The sequence below is a fragment of the Arthrobacter sp. Z1-15 genome, from assembly GCF_054792395.1.
Map to the genome: position 1 here is coordinate 826,861 of NZ_CP096454.1, position 14,756 is coordinate 841,616.

Here is a 14,756-nt window from a genome sequence, read left to right on the forward strand (position 1 = left end):
CGGTGTTCAGCCTGCAGCCGGCGGAGCCAGCAGGCCGGACACCGACCGGCGCGCGAACTTCCATCCCCCGGCGGTCCTGGCGAACACATCCGAGTACAGACCCAGGGAATCCTGCAGGCTGCCGTCGAGGCGCCGGCCAAAGGCATGGAAGTAAGCGGTGCACTCCGCTGCATCCCCCTCCACATCAATGATGTGGTTGAGGACCAGGTGGCAGGTGCCGAGGTTGGAGGACATGGTTGATTCGAAGAACTCCCGCAGGGCAGCCGAACCCTGAATCACGGGGATTCCCCAGCCGGTGCCGTCCCAGATGCCGTCCTCGGTGAACAGGGCCACCAGGTCGTCGGGCCGGCCGCCGTCAAGGGCGGAAACGTACTCGTGGGTCAGGCGCCGGATGAGCTCAACATCGCTGTCCGCCGCTGTGCCGCGGGAAGTGGCCGTACCGGTTGAAGAGACAGTCATGGGGTTCCTTGCAGGGAAGGCTGAGGGCGGCGTGCCGCCAGGCGGAGGGAAAGGATGCTGCGGCTTCCCTCCGCCCGGCGGGCAATCCTGTTGCGGGCTAAACGGCAGCGCTCTGGGGAACAAACGCGGCCAGCGGCTCATCCGCTGCGCCCGAATGATCATGGCCCCAGTAGCTCTCGGCCGTGATTTCCTCGGCCGTGAAATAGGTTTCATCCACCAGCATGCCCTCGGTGCCGTACTCGATGTCCCAGCCGCCGGGAGCCCGGACGTAGAAGGAAACCATCTTGTCGTTGGTGTGTCGTCCCAGCGAAGCCGAGAGCTTGAAGCCCTGCTTCGTGACCTTGTCCAGAGCCCGTCCCACGGTGTCCAGGTCCTCGACCTCAACCATCAGGTGCACCAGGCCCGGGGCATCCGCATGCGGTGCCCCGCCGATGGCAAGGCTGTGGTGGCGCTGGTTGACGCCGAAGAACCGGAATCGGTTGGCCGGGCGCCGGGGGCCCAGCCGGACTGCGCCGCGGGGCAGGAATCCCAGCACATCCGTGTAGAAGGAGGTGGTCTTCTCCATGGCCATGGTGGGCAGGACAACGTGGCCCATGCCCTGCGCGCCGGTGACGAACTTCTGCGCATAACCGGTCTTCAGGATGCTGTGGTCCAGGCGGGGGCCAAAGAAGATCTCCACCGGAGTTCCGCCCGGATCCGCGAAGGTGATGACCTGTTCCAGGCCGCGCTGGTCGGCTTCTTCCTCGTTGAGCCAGGTGACGGCAATTCCGGCCGCTTCAACATCCGCGGCCACCTGTGCCAGGGCGAACTGGTCGCGGACTTCCCAGCCCACGGCCAGGACCCGGTCGGAAGTTCCCGGAAGCACGATCAGGCGTGCTTCGCGTTCGTCCATGCGCAGGTACAGGCCGTCGGGGTCCGGGCCCACGGCCTCGGCGAAACCGAGACCTTCGACGGTGAGTTCCCGCCAGCGGTCGATGTGCTGGGTCTGGACCTTGAGATAGCCCAGTCCTCGAATGTGAGTCATGGTATTCCTCGCTTTGCTGTTGTGTTGAGGGTCGGTGCTGTGCCCGGGACTGCCCGGCGGGTCAGACCATCGAGGCCAGTTTTGCCGGCGGTTCCACGCCCAGTTCCGTGAGGACGGCTGTGTGGTAGGTGGGGCCGGGCACGTGAATGGCGTGGGCCAGGCCCATGTGGGCATCGCGCCAGAAGCGCTGAATCGGGTTGTTCATCCGCAGGCCGTTGCCGCCGGAACGAGACAGGATGGTGTCGACGGCGGCGACGGCGCGCCAGGCAGCCTGGATCTGGGTGCGGCGGCCCACAGCACGCTGCTCCAAGCTGATTTCGCGGCCGGCAGCCGCCGTGTCGTAGATCCTGCTGATGTTGTCCAGCAGCGCCGAGCGGGAGGCCCGGATTTCTCCGGCGGCCTCGCTGACCGCGTACATGGAGTAGGGGTCCTCGGTGCTCTTGAAGCCGTTGCCCTGCATGCGGTTGCGCTGGTAGTCCAGGTGTGCCTGAAGGGCGCCTTCGGCGATGCCCACCACCGCGGAGGTCAGGCCGAGGGGAAACAGGCTGTAGAACGGGATGCGGTGGATGGGGTCGGTCTTGCCGGCATCGCGGGCCACCTTGCCGCTGAACAGATCGGCCTGCCTGATCACCCGGTACCCGGGAACAAAAACGTCCTTGATAATGACGTCCTTGCTGCCCGTGCCGCGCAGTCCGACCACGTCCCAGGAGTCTTCAACAATGGTGTAGTCGGCGCGCGGAACAACCACGTGCACTGATTCATAGGGCATCAGCGGTTTGCCCTCGGCATCGCCGAGGAACGCGCCCAGGATGACCCACTGCGCGTGGTCGGTGCCGCTGGAGAACTGCCAGTGCCCGCTGAACCGGTAGCCGCCGTCGGCCGGGGTGGCCACACCCATCGGCGCATAGGGGGAGGACACCCAGGTGTTGTCGTCAGCTCCCCAGATTTCCTCCTGCAGCTTCGGCGCCATCAGCTCTAGCTCCCAGGGGTGAACGCCAACGACGCCGGCCACCCAGCCGGCTGCTCCGTCGAGGCTGGCGATCTTCATGACCGTTTCCGCAAACTCCGTCGGGTGCGCCCGGGTGCCGCCGTACTCGACGGGGGCAAGCAGCTTCATGACGCCGGACTGGCGAAGGATATCCACGGTGGCGTCATTGAGCTTGCCCAGGTCTTCGTTGGCTTGGCCGTAGGAACGAAGCTCGTCGCCGCGCTCGGTCAACACATCGGAATTTACGGTGGTTGTCATTGATGCTTCTCGCTTCCTCATCAGGGCTTGTACTCCGCCTCTGTGCAAAATCTAGGGTTCTTCGGCAGGGGGGAGCCGAGAATGTCCCGGTCACCGGGATTGCGGCGCCGTGCCGGCAGGGGCGGTTCATCCCGGTCATCGGGACCTGCCCGGCCGCGCATCCGCAGGACTGTTTAGGGTTCAGGAAGACTGAAGAGATTCGTACCTGAGGAGCCTGAGAAATGACCACGGACCTTCGCCATGAAGAGGGCAGCGCGGCCGGAACCGGCGACGCAGTGCTGCGCGAGCTGCAGACCGCCAACGGGGTGCTGCGCTACCACGAGGCAGGTGAAGGCCCGCCGCTGGTCTTCCTGCACGGTTCCGGCCCCGGCGTGACCGGCCTGGGCAACTTCAAGGGCATTCTTCCGGCCTTCGCCCGGCACTTCCGCTGCTATGTCCTGGAATTCCCGGGCTTCGGCGTCAGCGACCCCTCGGACCTGCATCCGATGCAGGCCGGCGGACAGGCCGTCGTCGACCTGATGGACGGGCTGGGCCTGGACCGGGTGGACATCATCGGCAACTCGATGGGCGGCATGATCGGCACGCGGTTTGCCATTAGCCACCCGGACCGGGTGGCTAAGCTGGTGACCCTGGGCGGCATGGGCGTGAACATCTTCAGCCCGTCGCCCGCCGAGGGAATCAAACTCCTGATTGCCTTCACCGAGGATCCCACCCGTGAACGGCTGATCCAGTGGCTGCAGTCGATGGTCTACGACCAGGAGCTGGTCACCGAGGAACTCATTAACGAACGCTGGCAGCAGGCCACGGATCCGAAGACGCTGGCGAGCGCCCGCAGGATGTACAGCAGTGCCGCCATGAAGGCCGCGGCTGCGGCCGCCGCCGCTTCCGATGCTGCCCCGGCCTGGGCGCAGCTGCACAAGCTCAAGGCCAAAACGCTGATTACCTGGGGCCGCGATGACCGCGTCTCTCCGCTGGACGGCGTGCTCTTGCCGCTGCGGACCATCCCCGACGTGGAACTGCATGTGTTCCCCAACTGCGGGCACTGGGCAATGATCGAGCAAAAAACTGCCTTCGAAAGCACCGTGCTGGCATTCCTGCAGCGGGAAGAGGCAGCAGCATGAGCACCTTGTCGGTGGTGACGCCCCTGCAGGTGAGGGTAGTGGAGGTCATCCGGGAAACGCCTGATGCACACACGCTCGTCCTGGAACCGGAGGGCGAATCGGAGAGCACTTTCAGCTACAAGCCGGGCCAGTTCCTGACCATCCGTATTCCGAGCGACCGCCCCGGCGGTGCAGCGCGCTGCTACTCGCTCTGCAGTTCGCCGCAGCAGGACGAGAAACTGAAGGTCACGGTCAAGCGCACCAGGGACGGCTACGGATCAAACTGGCTTTGCGACAACGTGGTGGAAGGCAACGTCCTGGACGTCCTGCGCCCGGCGGGAACCTTCACTCCGAGCTCGCTGGACAGGGATTTCCTCCTGTTCGCCGGGGGCAGCGGGGTCACCCCCGTGATGTCCATCCTGAAGTCAGTGCTTGTGGCCGGCAGCGGACTGGTGACGCTGGTCTACGCCAACCAGGACGAGTCCTCCATTATTTTCCGGGACGAGCTCATAGCCCTCTCCCAGCAGCATCCCGGCCGGCTCACGGTCATCCACTGGCTGGGGACCGTGCAGGGGCTGCCTGACCAGCCCTCCATCGGAGCCCTGGCCGCACCCTACGCAGACCGCGAAGTGTTCATCTGCGGCCCCGGGCCCTTCATGGACTGCGTGGCCCGGGCACTGGACACGCTGGGCATGCCGGCGGAACAGATCCATATTGAACGCTTCACCTCGCTGGGCACCGATCCCTTCGCTCCGGTGGCCGCAGTGGTCCACGACGTCGAGGGGGAGAGCACCGAGGTGGAGGTCCAACTGGACGGCCAGACCCGGTCCCTGCCCTGGCCGGGCGGGAACCGGCTGCTGGACGTCCTGCTCAATGCCGGCCTGGACGCTCCGTATTCCTGCCGTGAGGGGTCCTGCAGTGCCTGCACCTGCCGCGTGCTGGAAGGGGAGATCCGGATGGAAAAGAACGAGGTCCTGGACGCGGCTGACCTCAAAGAGGGCTACATTCTTGCCTGCCAGGCGGTGGCCGTCAGCGAGAAGGTCAGGATCACCTACGACGAGTAGGCGGGTCTGCCCGGCCGTTCCCCGGCCGGGCACGCAAAAGCGGGAGGGACCGGCCTGAACCGGTCCCTCCCGCTTTCGCATTCCCTGATGTTCCGGCGCTACTTCTCGGGTACGTCCTTGAAAATCACGTCGATCCTGCCTTCGAGCGAAGCATCGCGGATGGTTGCCGCCAGGGTCTCGCAGCCCGCAAACTGTTCGGTCGGGTTCTCTCCGCGGCAGGCAAGCGGACGCTCCCGGCAGGCCTTTTGCGCCGTCTCATTCCATTGGATGCTGGTCTGCTGCCAGTTCGACTTGCGCACCAGCACGGAAGCGGCGCAGGCGCTGCAGTCCAGCGGCTGCATCGGGTTGTCGACAATGCGGAGATCGGTACGTGCCGTCATCAGATCAACTGTCCCTCTGCAGCCTTGCGCAGGGCCAGGTTGCTCGCTACTTCCTTCTGCCAGCTTTCCACCGGCCGGCTGGTGTCGAGCTCGTGCTCGAAGCGGTCGGTCATCTCCGGCTTGACGTCGGCTGCGTCCACAAAGAACTGCTCGTACCACCGGCGCAGCTGGTAAACGGCGCCGTCCTCCTCGCACAACAGCGGGTTGTCGATCCTGGCCTTGTTCTGCCAGATCTCCACGTCCTGGTTGAAGCCCCTGAGGATCCACTGGGCCTGCGTGGCGGCAATCTGGTCCGGGTCGCCCGGAAGCTCCGGCTTCTTCTGCACGATGATCCCGGACATCAGGACAAAGGAATGCTCATCAATGGGGTAGTGCGCATTGATGAGGACGGTCTTCATCTCGAAGGTTTCATAGGTGTACGTCAGGTCATCGATCATGAACGAGGGCCCGTAGTAGGACGCAACCGAGCTGGTCTTCTGCATCTTCGGCGCCCGGGGATCGGGGTTGGCCGGGGTGACGTCCTCGCGGCCGATGCCGTCAAAGTACTGGGTGGCGATATGGCCTTCGAAGACGTTCTTGAAGTATGTGGGGAAGTTGTTGTGGATGTAGAAGAAATGGGCCATGTCGACAACGTTGTCGATAACTTCGCGGGTGCTGGTGTTCACCACGATCTCGTTCCAGACCCACTTGGTCCAGCCCTCGTCCTCGGCGCCTTCGATACGGGGGATGACAACATCCTCGGGCGGCGGATTTCCTTCCGGGTCGTTCCAGACGAACAGGAGTCCGTCCTGGTCCAGGGTCTGCCAGGTGCTGGTGCGGGCACGCATGGGAACACGCCGGCTGTACGGAACAGCCTTGCAGCGTCCGTCGCCGCCCCAGCGCCAGTCATGGAACGGGCAGGCAATTTCGTTGCCCTTGACGGTGCCTTTGGAAAGGTCTCCGCCCAGGTGGCGGCAATACGCATCCAGCACGTTGGTCTTGCCGTCGCTGCCCGTGAAGATCACCAGCTTCTGGCCGAAGGCATTGACTGTGTGCGGCTTGCCGTCCTTGTACTTGTCCGACAGGCCCAAGCAGTGCCATCCGCGCGCGTAGCGCGCGGGCAGCTGGCCGGCTTCAATTTGCCTGATTTCGTCCTGGTCTGACTCGACAATGCTCATGTGGAACCGTTCCCTTCAATACACCTGTTCGGAGTCGAACGTCTGGAAACCTGAATCTATTCACACCGTGTACCGGACTGCTGTGCCAGTCCCGATGTGTGGGACAGCCCGGACCACCGGTTTTTTCGCCTGACAATCTGGAGGGCGGGCCCGACGGCGGAACACCGCAGCCAGGCCTGCGTTCCAACGGCGACGACGAAAAGGGAAACCATGGCAAGCGGGCAGGCAAACGGGCAGAAGTGGGACGGCGAATACGACGTCGTTGTCGTAGGTTCCGGGGCTGGTGCCCTGGCCGGCGCTTTCACCGCCGCAGCGCGCGGCTTGAAAACAGTCCTTGTCGAAAAAACAAACTTTCTGGGCGGGTCTTCGTCCTATGCCGGCGCGTCCTGCTGGCTGCCGGGGACGCAGGTTCAGGAGCGGGCCGGCGTCGATGACTCCAGGGAAGCCGCGGAGGCGTATCTGGTATCGCTGCTGGGGGAGCAGCAGGAGGAGCGGCGGAACGCCTTCCTTGATACCGCGCCGGAACTGGTCAAGGCGCTGGAACACGATCCCGCTCTGAAGTTCCGCTGGGCTGCTTTCCCCGACTATTTTCCCGGCCCCGGACGGATGGATCTGGGCCGCTCCATCATGCCGGTGGATCTGCCCCGCGAGGAGATCGGTGAGCTCGCCGCACTCGTGCGTCCGCCCATCGACCGGGACAACCGCGGGGAAAGCCATCCGGAAGGCCCCCTGACCGCCGGGCAGGCACTGATCGGCCGGCTCCTGCTCGCATTCACCAACACCGGCAACGGAACCGTCCGCACCGAAACCGCCATGACCGATCTGGTCCTCGAGGACGGGAAGGTGGCAGGCATTATTGTGAACTCCGCCCGCGGTCCTGAACGGCTGCGGGCCGCCTCGGGCGTTCTCCTGGGCGCCGGCGGGTTTGAAAGCAACGCGCAGATGCGCAGCGAGAACGGCACCCCCGGCGCGGCCGGCTGGAGCATGTCTCCGCGCAACGCCAACGTGGGCACCGCCATCCGGGCCGCGCAGGCCGCCGGCGCCGCCGTGGACCTCATGGATGAGGCCTGGTGGTGCCCGGGGACGGAGCAGCCCTCCGGATTTGCTGCTTTCACCCTCGGCTTCCGCGGCGGCCTGATGGTGGACGGCAGCGGGAAGCGCTACGCCAACGAGTCGCTGCCCTATGACCAAATGGGACGTGTCATGGCCGCGGCGACTGCTGACCGGATTCCCTCCTGGTTCATCTTCGACTCGCGCTTCGGGGGGCAGCTGCCGGCGATCATGCGTCCGGACAACACCGCCCCGGCGGAGCATCTGGCCGCCGGGACCTGGCTCCAGGGGCAGACCCTGGATGAGCTGGCGGAGCTGGCAGGGCTGCCCGCCGAAGCCCTGTCCGGCACCGTCGAAAGATTCAACGCGTTTGCCGAGCGCGGGGTGGACGAGGACTTCCACCGGGGCGAGGACCCGTACGACCTCTTCTTCACCGATCCCTCGCACGGGCCCAATCCGGCCCTGGTGCCGCTGGCACAGCCGCCGTACTTCGCCGCCCGGATGGTGCTCAGCGATCTGGGCACCAAGGGCGGACTCCGCACGGACCCGGACGCCCGTGTCCTCACCGCTGCCGGAGAAGCGATTCCAGGGCTTTACGCGGTCGGAAACACCAGCGCATCCTTCTCCGGACATTTCTACCCGGGACCGGGGATTCCGCTGGGCTCGGCCATGGTCTTTGCCTACCGTGCAGTTCAGGCGATGGCGGGCGGGCCGGCGGCAGGCTGACCGCCGGCCGTCGTCGCCGGGCTCTCCCTGCAGCCGGCCGTCTCGGCTTTGAGCGGGCTCCGCCCGGCCCCCGGCCTGTCACGGGTCCGTTGTGCCCGGCTAGCATTTTTCTATCGGGCACGCGGCTGCAGGCGCCGGCTGCAGCATTTCCAAACCACACCAGGCGTTCTCCGTCGCCGCTGACTGTCCGGAACCGGAACACGGTTCCGTCCATTCATCGTGAGGAGAATGACCGTGTGGCAAAATCTCGGAGTTACACCGCTGGAAGCGCTCGCGGTTGTCCTGTCGGCCATCGGTATCTACGCAGCCTTTTTTGTCCTCATCCGTACGGCCGGGCAGCGTGCGCTCGCCAGCTGGTCCACGATGGACAAGGCCATTGTCATCGCCTTTGGCTCCGTATTGGGACGCGTCGTCCTGGGGGACACCCCCACTCTGCTCGCCGGAATCATCGGACTGGCAACCATGTTTGCGCTGTTTCGGCTGGAAGCGGTGCTGCGGCGGACCAAGCGCGGCACCTACCTGTCGAACAACCCGATCCTCCTGATGGCGGGCGAGAGCATCGTGCAGGAAGGGCTGAAGTCGGCCCGCATTGAGGAGGACGAGGTCTATTTCAAACTGCGCCAGGCCGGCATCAGGAACTTTTCGGAAGTGGCCCTGGTCGTCCTGGAATCTACGGGCGATGTGAGCGTTCTGCGCCGCGGGCAGCTCATCGACCCCGTACTGCTGCGCCTGATTTCCGACAAGTCGGCAATTCCAGCCGATCTGCTGATGCGCGGATAGTGCGGCCGTTCCGGGAGAGAGCCCCGGGGGAGGCCCTAGGGGAGGCCTCTGGACGGCCCCCCCCCGGGGGGCGATTACCCCCTACGGGGAAAGTGGTGTAGAGTCATACTCAGTTGTTGGTTGTTGCGCATTTTGTATTTCAAGTGGCGAAACCCCAAACGGGCTAGCCGCTTTTTCTGTAGAAGCGGTAAGGAACACCGCGACTGAAGCTACCCGAAAGTCGGGATCTGCTTCACTCCAGAAGGAATATTAAAATGGCTACAGGTACCGTAAAATGGTTCAACTCCGAAAAGGGCTTCGGCTTCATCGAGCCCGATGACGGCAGCGCCGACGTGTTCGCTCACTACTCCGCTATCAACTCCAATGGTTACAAGTCCCTGGACGAAAACCAGAAGGTTAGCTTTGATACCGAGCAGGGCCCCAAGGGTCCCCAGGCTACGAACATCCAGGCGCTCTAATCTAGAGACTTTGGTTCAGTACTTGTACTGATCTGCCTTACAAAAGCAGGACGGGTTACCCGTCCTGCTTTTGTGTTTAACCGGGTCATTTCCCCCGGTCATTTTTCTTGTAGGGAGCGCGGGTTCGTCAGCCGCGGTATACCCCTATAGGCGGCCCAACACCCGCGTGCTGCGCACGGCTTCCCAGTGTTTGATCGTTCCCGGGGCCGGTGTGGCACCAGCCGTCACAGCAGCCACAGAGGGTGGGAACCCGTGCTGGCAGACGGCGGCAGACGCACCACGAGGCGGCCGACGGCGACAGGCGCACCACGAGGCGGCCGACGGCGGCGCGCCCCGGCACACCGCCCCGGCGGCGGCAGGCGCACCGCCCCGGCTTCGGCCGGCGCACCGCCCCAGCTGCGGCCGGCGCACCGCCCCGGCTTCGTCCGGAAGCCGACGACGGCGCCGCGTGCGTCAGTCCCTGGCCCGCAGTGCACTTTCCCGCAGATACTGCTCCACCCGGGTGTAGGCGTCGCGGGTGAGTGCCTTCCACAGCTCCACCGCCAGCCGGGGGTTTTCCGCCTCGAGGGACTCCATGGTCTCGGCAGTCAGGACCTTCAACTTCAGAGGGCCGCCGGCCTTCACCGTGGTTTCCTGGCGCTTGTCTTCCGCCAGTGCCATTTCCCCGAACGTCATGCCCGGTCCCAGCGTCGTCAGCTTGATCCGCGACCCGTCAGGCGCCGGCATGGAAGTGGCAACTGTGCCCGAGACAATGAAGAACACCCCGCCGAACCGCTGCCCGACGCGGCGGACCACATCACCGTCGTCGTACTCCCGTTCCTCCATCAGGTCCTGCACAGTCTGGGCATCCTCGGGCTCCAGCTGCCGCAGAGCCGGAGAATCCACCGGTTCCATGACATCCGGCATGATCAGTTCGGCTCCGTAGGAATCAATCAGCCGGGTTTCGCAGTGTTCCACGGCGGCGTTGCGGGTGACGAAGGAGGGCACGTCATAGCCGCGTCCGGCGAGGTCATCGGTCACGGTACCTTCCCCGTCCACGAGCACCAGTCCGCGTCCGGTCTTGGCGAGCATCTCGGCGGACTCGGCAAACAGGCGCAGAGCCACCTCGGAGACCTCGTCGACGCTGCGCAGATCCAGGACCACGAGTTCAACCTCTTCCTCCAGATTGGAGAGCGCCCGCACCACGGATTCCGCGCCGGCGAAGAGCAGGTCTCCGTTCAGCTCCAGGATCTGGGCCCGGTGGCCGTGGCTGCGCAGTACCTGGCTGGCTTCGTCGGTGCGCCGCACGCCCGAGGGGGCAGCCGTGATGTCATAAACGTTGCGGATGGCTGAGCGGCCCGTCCGTGCCGCCCGGACGAAGTGCAGCTGCATGTCATGGGAGATCCGCTGGCTGGTGGCCACCCCGCGGACGCTCGATCCGTGTGCGTCCAGCGGGGGTGAGTACACGGCAAGGCCCACCTGCCCGGGGAGGACGGCGATGGTGCCGCCGCCGACGCCGGACTTGGCCGGCATGCCGACGCTGGAGAGCCAGGCGCCGGCGTCGTCGTACATGCCGCAGGTGGCCATGACCGACAGGACCCGCTCCACCGGGGCGATATCCAGGACCTGGTCGCCGGAGAGCGGGTTGCGGCCGCTGTTGGCCAGGGTTGCCGCCATCATGGCCAGGTCCAGGGCATTGACCATAACGGAGCACTGGCGGAAGTAGTCCTTGATGACCGGAGTGGGGTCGGACTCAATGATGTCGAAGGACCGCAGCAGGTAGGCCAGCGCATGGTTGCGGTGGCCGGACTTCAGTTCGGACCGGTAAATGCGTTCGCTCACGGACAGTTGGCGCCCGGCAAAGGCGGAGTAAGTGTTCAGGATGCGGTTGAAGCGGGTGATGCCGCCGGAGCCGCGGACCAGGGAAGTCGCGGTGAGGGCGCCGGCGTTGATCATGGCGTTGGCGGGGCGCCCCGTGCCTTCGGCGAGGGACATCTCGTTGAAGGAATCTCCGGACGGCTCCACGTCCACTTTGGCGTCCACGGCCTCCATGCCGCGGTCCGCCAGGGCCAGTCCGTAGGTGAAGGGCTTGGAGATGGACTGGATGCTGAATTCTTCCCGGGTGTCACCGATTTCGTAGACGTAGCCGTCGGCGGTGGCCAGCGCGATGCCGAAGTTATTCGGATCCACGTTGGCCATGGCCGGAATGCTGCTGTAGGGCTTGCCGTCCTTCAACTCCGCGATTTCAGAGTGAATTTTTTCCAGATAGGCATCGATGGGGGAGGACATGGGCGGGAACGCAGGGGAGGACGCAGGCTCGTGGGATGAACCCGAAGCGGCGGAAACGGTGGCAGAACGCATACCTTCAGCTTAACGAGTAGTGCGCTCTGCGGGGTGCCGCTCCCGGGGGCCCCTGTGTATACTGGACGAAGTTGTAGCGTGGGGCGTTCTGTGTTCCAAGCGGCGAAACCCAAATCAAGGGCCAGCCGCTTTTTCTATAGGATGCCGCGTATGGCGCTGCAGCGTGAAACTCCTCGAAGGTCGGGGGTGGTTTCTTTAGAAGGATGATTAAAAATGGCAACAGGTACCGTGAAATGGTTCAACTCCGAAAAGGGCTTCGGCTTCATCGAGCCCGATGACGGAAGCGCCGACGTTTTCGCTCACTACTCCGCTATCAACTCGAGTGGCTACCGCTCCCTCGAAGAGAACCAGAAGGTTAGCTTCGACACCGAGCAGGGCCCCAAGGGTCCCCAGGCCGTAAACATCCAGGCCCTCTAAATCTAGATTTGGGTTCCTCCGGGAACGGCTTGAATAAGTTGCAGGACGGGAAGGATTTCCCGTCCTGCTTCTGCGTTAAGCCGGGGGAGCGGAATGCTCCGCCGAATCCTCGTTGGTTGCGAGGGCGTGCAGCGCTTTCCTGCCGCGGTCGTCCAGGTACTGCTTGAAATGGTCTGCAATGGCCTGCTGCGCGTGGGCTCCCGCGGCCGGGCTGTTCCCGGCGGCGATGGCTTCGAAGAGGACGCGGTCGCTGGCGGCAGACTCTTCCATGGCGCCGCGGGGGTCCGGAGCCACCGAAATCCGGTCGTTCATGAGGCCCAGGATCGCCGAGGACACTGCCTGCCCGCTGGTTTGAAGCAGCAGATTGCGGCCTGCCTCCCAGACTGCGGCATGGAAGTCCAGGTCTGCGCGGTTGAAGAGGTCCGCGTCGTGTACGGCTGCTTCCATGCGGGCGACGGCGGATGACATGGTTTCGAGCTGTTCCTCCGTGTGCAGCGAGGCGGCCAGGCGGCAGGCCGAACTTTCCAGGACAATCCGGAACTGCACCAGGTCGGAGAGGGACAGGGCCGCCACACGGGCCAGGGTGCTGAAGGAACGTTCCAGAGCCTGCCCGGAGAGGGGCAGCACCTCCGGTCCGGTCCGCACCCCGGGGCGCGACGCGATCAGCCCTCTGCTCTGCAGCACCCGCAGGGCTTCCCGGACCGTGGGCCGGCTGACGGAGAACTGGACCACCAGTTCGCGTTCGCTGGGCAGATGCTGCCCCGGTTCCAGCGTGCCGGAGAGGATGGCTTCCTCGATCTGTTCCACGACGCGCTCGTAGGTCAGCACGGGGACGGCCGGGGTGAAGTTAATCTTGCTCATGCGGTCCTCTGGTCGGGAACTACCGAATGTACCTTTCTGTGGGGAGCGGCGCACCCGCTTTCGGAGTTTTTTGTCGCTGGTCTGACCTTCCAACGTGTAGACATATATATATGCATGCTGTTGGCTGGACGCCATCGGCGTCCGCGGCACTTTTTCTTAGATGGAGAATCCTTATGCGACCCACCCACCTCCGGGTACCCGCCGTCATCCTGGCCGCGGCACTGTCCCTTTCGGCCTGCTCCGCCGGCTCGGGCGGAACCGACGCCGCAGAGCCGTCGGAGCAGACGGGCGTTACCGTCGCGCTCACGGGAGAGCCCACCAACCTGGACTTCACCACCACGGCGGGCGCAGCCATTCCCCAGGCACTGATGTCCAATGTCTACGAGGGCCTGGTCGAGATCGACCAGGAGGGGACCGTCCAGCCGCTGCTGGCCGAGTCATGGGACATCAGCGAGGACCGCCGGACCTACACGTTCGCGCTGCGGCCGGATGTCACCTTCTCCAACGGTGAGGCCTTCACCGCCGACGACGTGAAGTTCAGCATCGAGCGCGTCCTCTCCGACGCCTGGGTATCCAGCCTGAAAAACAAAATGTCAGTGGTCGAGTCCGTCAACGTCCTCGGGGACACAGAGGTGGAGGTTGTCCTCGCCCGCCCGTCGAACGCCTGGCTCTTTGACCTCGGCACCCCCGTGGGCGCCATGTTTGACGAGAACGGCGTGGACGACCTGGCCGGAACTGCAATCGGCACCGGCCCGTTCACGATTGAAGCGTGGAACCGCGGCCAGTCCATTGAGATGAAGGCCCGGGACGACTACTGGGGCGAGGCCCCGAAGGTCGAGACTGCAACCCTGAAGTACTTCGCCGACGCCGTTGCCCCCACTAATGCCCTCCGCTCCGGAGACGTGGATGTTGTCCACAACATGCAGGCTCCGGAACTGCTCGCCTCCTTCGAAAGCGACCCGGCGTACCAGGTGCTCGACGGCACCTCCAACGGCGAGATCATGCTGTCCATGAACAACCGGCGTCCTCCGTTCGACGACGTCCGCGTCCGTCAGGCGGTGCTGCACGCCATCGACAACCAGGCCGTGATCGATACTGCCTGGAGCGGCTACGGCACCCTGATCGGTGCGCCGGTTCCGCCCACGGATCCCTATTACGAGGACCTCAACGGGAAATATCCCTACGACCCGGAGAAATCGCGGGCGCTGCTGGCGGAGGCGGGCGCGGAGGACCTCAGCGTGACGTTCACCGTTCCGACCCGTCCCTATGCCACCGCCGTTTCCGAGATCGTGGTGTCGCAGCTGGCCGAGGCGGGCATCAACGCCACCATTGAATCCGCGGAATTCCCCGCCGTCTGGCTCGACAAGGTTTTCACGCAGCACGACTACGACATGTCCGTAGTCCTCGCTGTGGAGAGCCGTGACCTGCTCACCATGTTCAACAATCCGGACTACTACCTCGGCTACGACAATTCAGCCATTGCCGAAACTGCGGCCGCTGCCGACACCGCCGACGAAGCCGGCTACGTTTCCGGCATGCAGGAGGTGGTGCGCACCATTACCGACGACGCCGCGGCCGGAGTGCTCTTCCTCTTCCCGAACATCGTGGTGGCCAAGGCCGACGTCACCGGGATTCCCGCCAACTCCGTCACGGAAGCTTTGGACCTGGGGTCCATCGGCTGGAAGTAACGACAC

General features: G+C 64.7%; 14 protein-coding genes. 7 read left to right on the forward strand and 7 right to left on the reverse strand.

The window, feature by feature from the left end:
• Positions 1 to 6 precede the first annotated feature (6 nt).
• The 3 genes from M1D40_RS03840 to M1D40_RS03850 form a co-directional block, all read right to left on the reverse strand.
• On the reverse strand, positions 7 to 459 hold the full coding sequence (locus tag M1D40_RS03840) for a nuclear transport factor 2 family protein (RefSeq protein WP_461170278.1): 453 nt from the start codon (positions 457 to 459) through the stop codon (positions 7 to 9).
• Positions 460 to 556: 97 nt separating this feature from the next.
• Positions 557 to 1,483, reverse strand: a complete 927-nt coding sequence (locus M1D40_RS03845; RefSeq protein WP_341394172.1) for a VOC family protein — start codon at positions 1,481 to 1,483, stop codon at positions 557 to 559.
• 61 nt (positions 1,484 to 1,544) lie between these two features.
• On the reverse strand, positions 1,545 to 2,729 hold the full coding sequence (locus tag M1D40_RS03850; RefSeq protein ID WP_341394171.1) for an acyl-CoA dehydrogenase family protein: 1,185 nt from the start codon (positions 2,727 to 2,729) through the stop codon (positions 1,545 to 1,547).
• Between the two features lie 221 nt (positions 2,730 to 2,950).
• Here M1D40_RS03850 and M1D40_RS03855 point away from each other — a divergent pair, with 221 nt between their 5' ends.
• Positions 2,951 to 3,850: an alpha/beta fold hydrolase gene (locus M1D40_RS03855; RefSeq protein ID WP_461170279.1), complete on the forward strand. Its 900-nt coding sequence runs from the start codon at positions 2,951 to 2,953 to the stop codon at positions 3,848 to 3,850.
• Positions 3,847 to 4,893 carry a 2Fe-2S iron-sulfur cluster-binding protein gene (locus M1D40_RS03860; RefSeq protein WP_461170280.1) on the forward strand — a complete coding sequence of 349 codons (1,047 nt, stop codon included), beginning with the start codon at positions 3,847 to 3,849 and terminating at the stop codon, positions 4,891 to 4,893. The genes M1D40_RS03855 and M1D40_RS03860 overlap by 4 nt, the downstream gene beginning before the upstream one ends.
• Positions 4,894 to 4,991: 98 nt before the next feature.
• Here M1D40_RS03860 and M1D40_RS03865 read toward each other — a convergent pair whose 3' ends face one another.
• Positions 4,992 to 5,273 (reverse strand): ferredoxin, encoded by a 282-nt coding sequence (locus tag M1D40_RS03865; protein WP_341394168.1) that lies wholly within the window; start codon positions 5,271 to 5,273, stop codon positions 4,992 to 4,994.
• Positions 5,273 to 6,430, reverse strand: coding sequence for a Rieske 2Fe-2S domain-containing protein (locus M1D40_RS03870; RefSeq protein ID WP_341394167.1), 1,158 nt, complete (start codon positions 6,428 to 6,430; stop codon positions 5,273 to 5,275). Before M1D40_RS03870 ends, M1D40_RS03865 begins: the two co-directional genes overlap by 1 nt.
• Positions 6,431 to 6,640: 210 nt before the next feature.
• Here M1D40_RS03870 and M1D40_RS03875 point away from each other — a divergent pair, with 210 nt between their 5' ends.
• From M1D40_RS03875 to M1D40_RS03885, 3 genes are all read left to right on the forward strand, one after another.
• A complete protein-coding gene (locus tag M1D40_RS03875; protein ID WP_461170281.1) occupies positions 6,641 to 8,206 on the forward strand; it encodes an FAD-dependent oxidoreductase in 1,566 nt (521 codons plus the stop codon).
• Between the two features lie 228 nt (positions 8,207 to 8,434).
• A complete protein-coding gene (locus M1D40_RS03880) occupies positions 8,435 to 8,986 on the forward strand; it encodes a DUF421 domain-containing protein (RefSeq protein ID WP_341394165.1) in 552 nt (183 codons plus the stop codon).
• A gap of 254 nt (positions 8,987 to 9,240) precedes the next feature.
• A complete protein-coding gene (locus M1D40_RS03885) occupies positions 9,241 to 9,444 on the forward strand; it encodes a cold-shock protein (RefSeq protein ID WP_104055090.1) in 204 nt (67 codons plus the stop codon).
• Positions 9,445 to 9,897: 453 nt separating this feature from the next.
• Here the strand turns inward: M1D40_RS03885 and glsA are convergent, their stop codons facing one another.
• On the reverse strand, positions 9,898 to 11,784 hold the full coding sequence (glsA, locus tag M1D40_RS03890; protein ID WP_461170282.1) for a glutaminase A: 1,887 nt from the start codon (positions 11,782 to 11,784) through the stop codon (positions 9,898 to 9,900).
• A gap of 213 nt (positions 11,785 to 11,997) precedes the next feature.
• On the opposite strand from glsA, the gene M1D40_RS03895 reads away from it, so the two are divergent.
• On the forward strand, positions 11,998 to 12,201 hold the full coding sequence (locus M1D40_RS03895) for a cold-shock protein (RefSeq protein WP_104055094.1): 204 nt from the start codon (positions 11,998 to 12,000) through the stop codon (positions 12,199 to 12,201).
• Positions 12,202 to 12,276: 75 nt separating this feature from the next.
• On the opposite strand, the gene M1D40_RS03900 is transcribed toward M1D40_RS03895, so the two are convergent.
• Positions 12,277 to 13,062: a FadR/GntR family transcriptional regulator gene (locus tag M1D40_RS03900; RefSeq protein ID WP_461170283.1), complete on the reverse strand. Its 786-nt coding sequence runs from the start codon at positions 13,060 to 13,062 to the stop codon at positions 12,277 to 12,279.
• Positions 13,063 to 13,235: 173 nt separating this feature from the next.
• Between M1D40_RS03900 and M1D40_RS03905 the strand changes: the two genes are divergently transcribed.
• A complete protein-coding gene (locus M1D40_RS03905; protein ID WP_461170284.1) occupies positions 13,236 to 14,750 on the forward strand; it encodes an ABC transporter substrate-binding protein in 1,515 nt (504 codons plus the stop codon).
• Positions 14,751 to 14,756 lie beyond the last annotated feature (6 nt).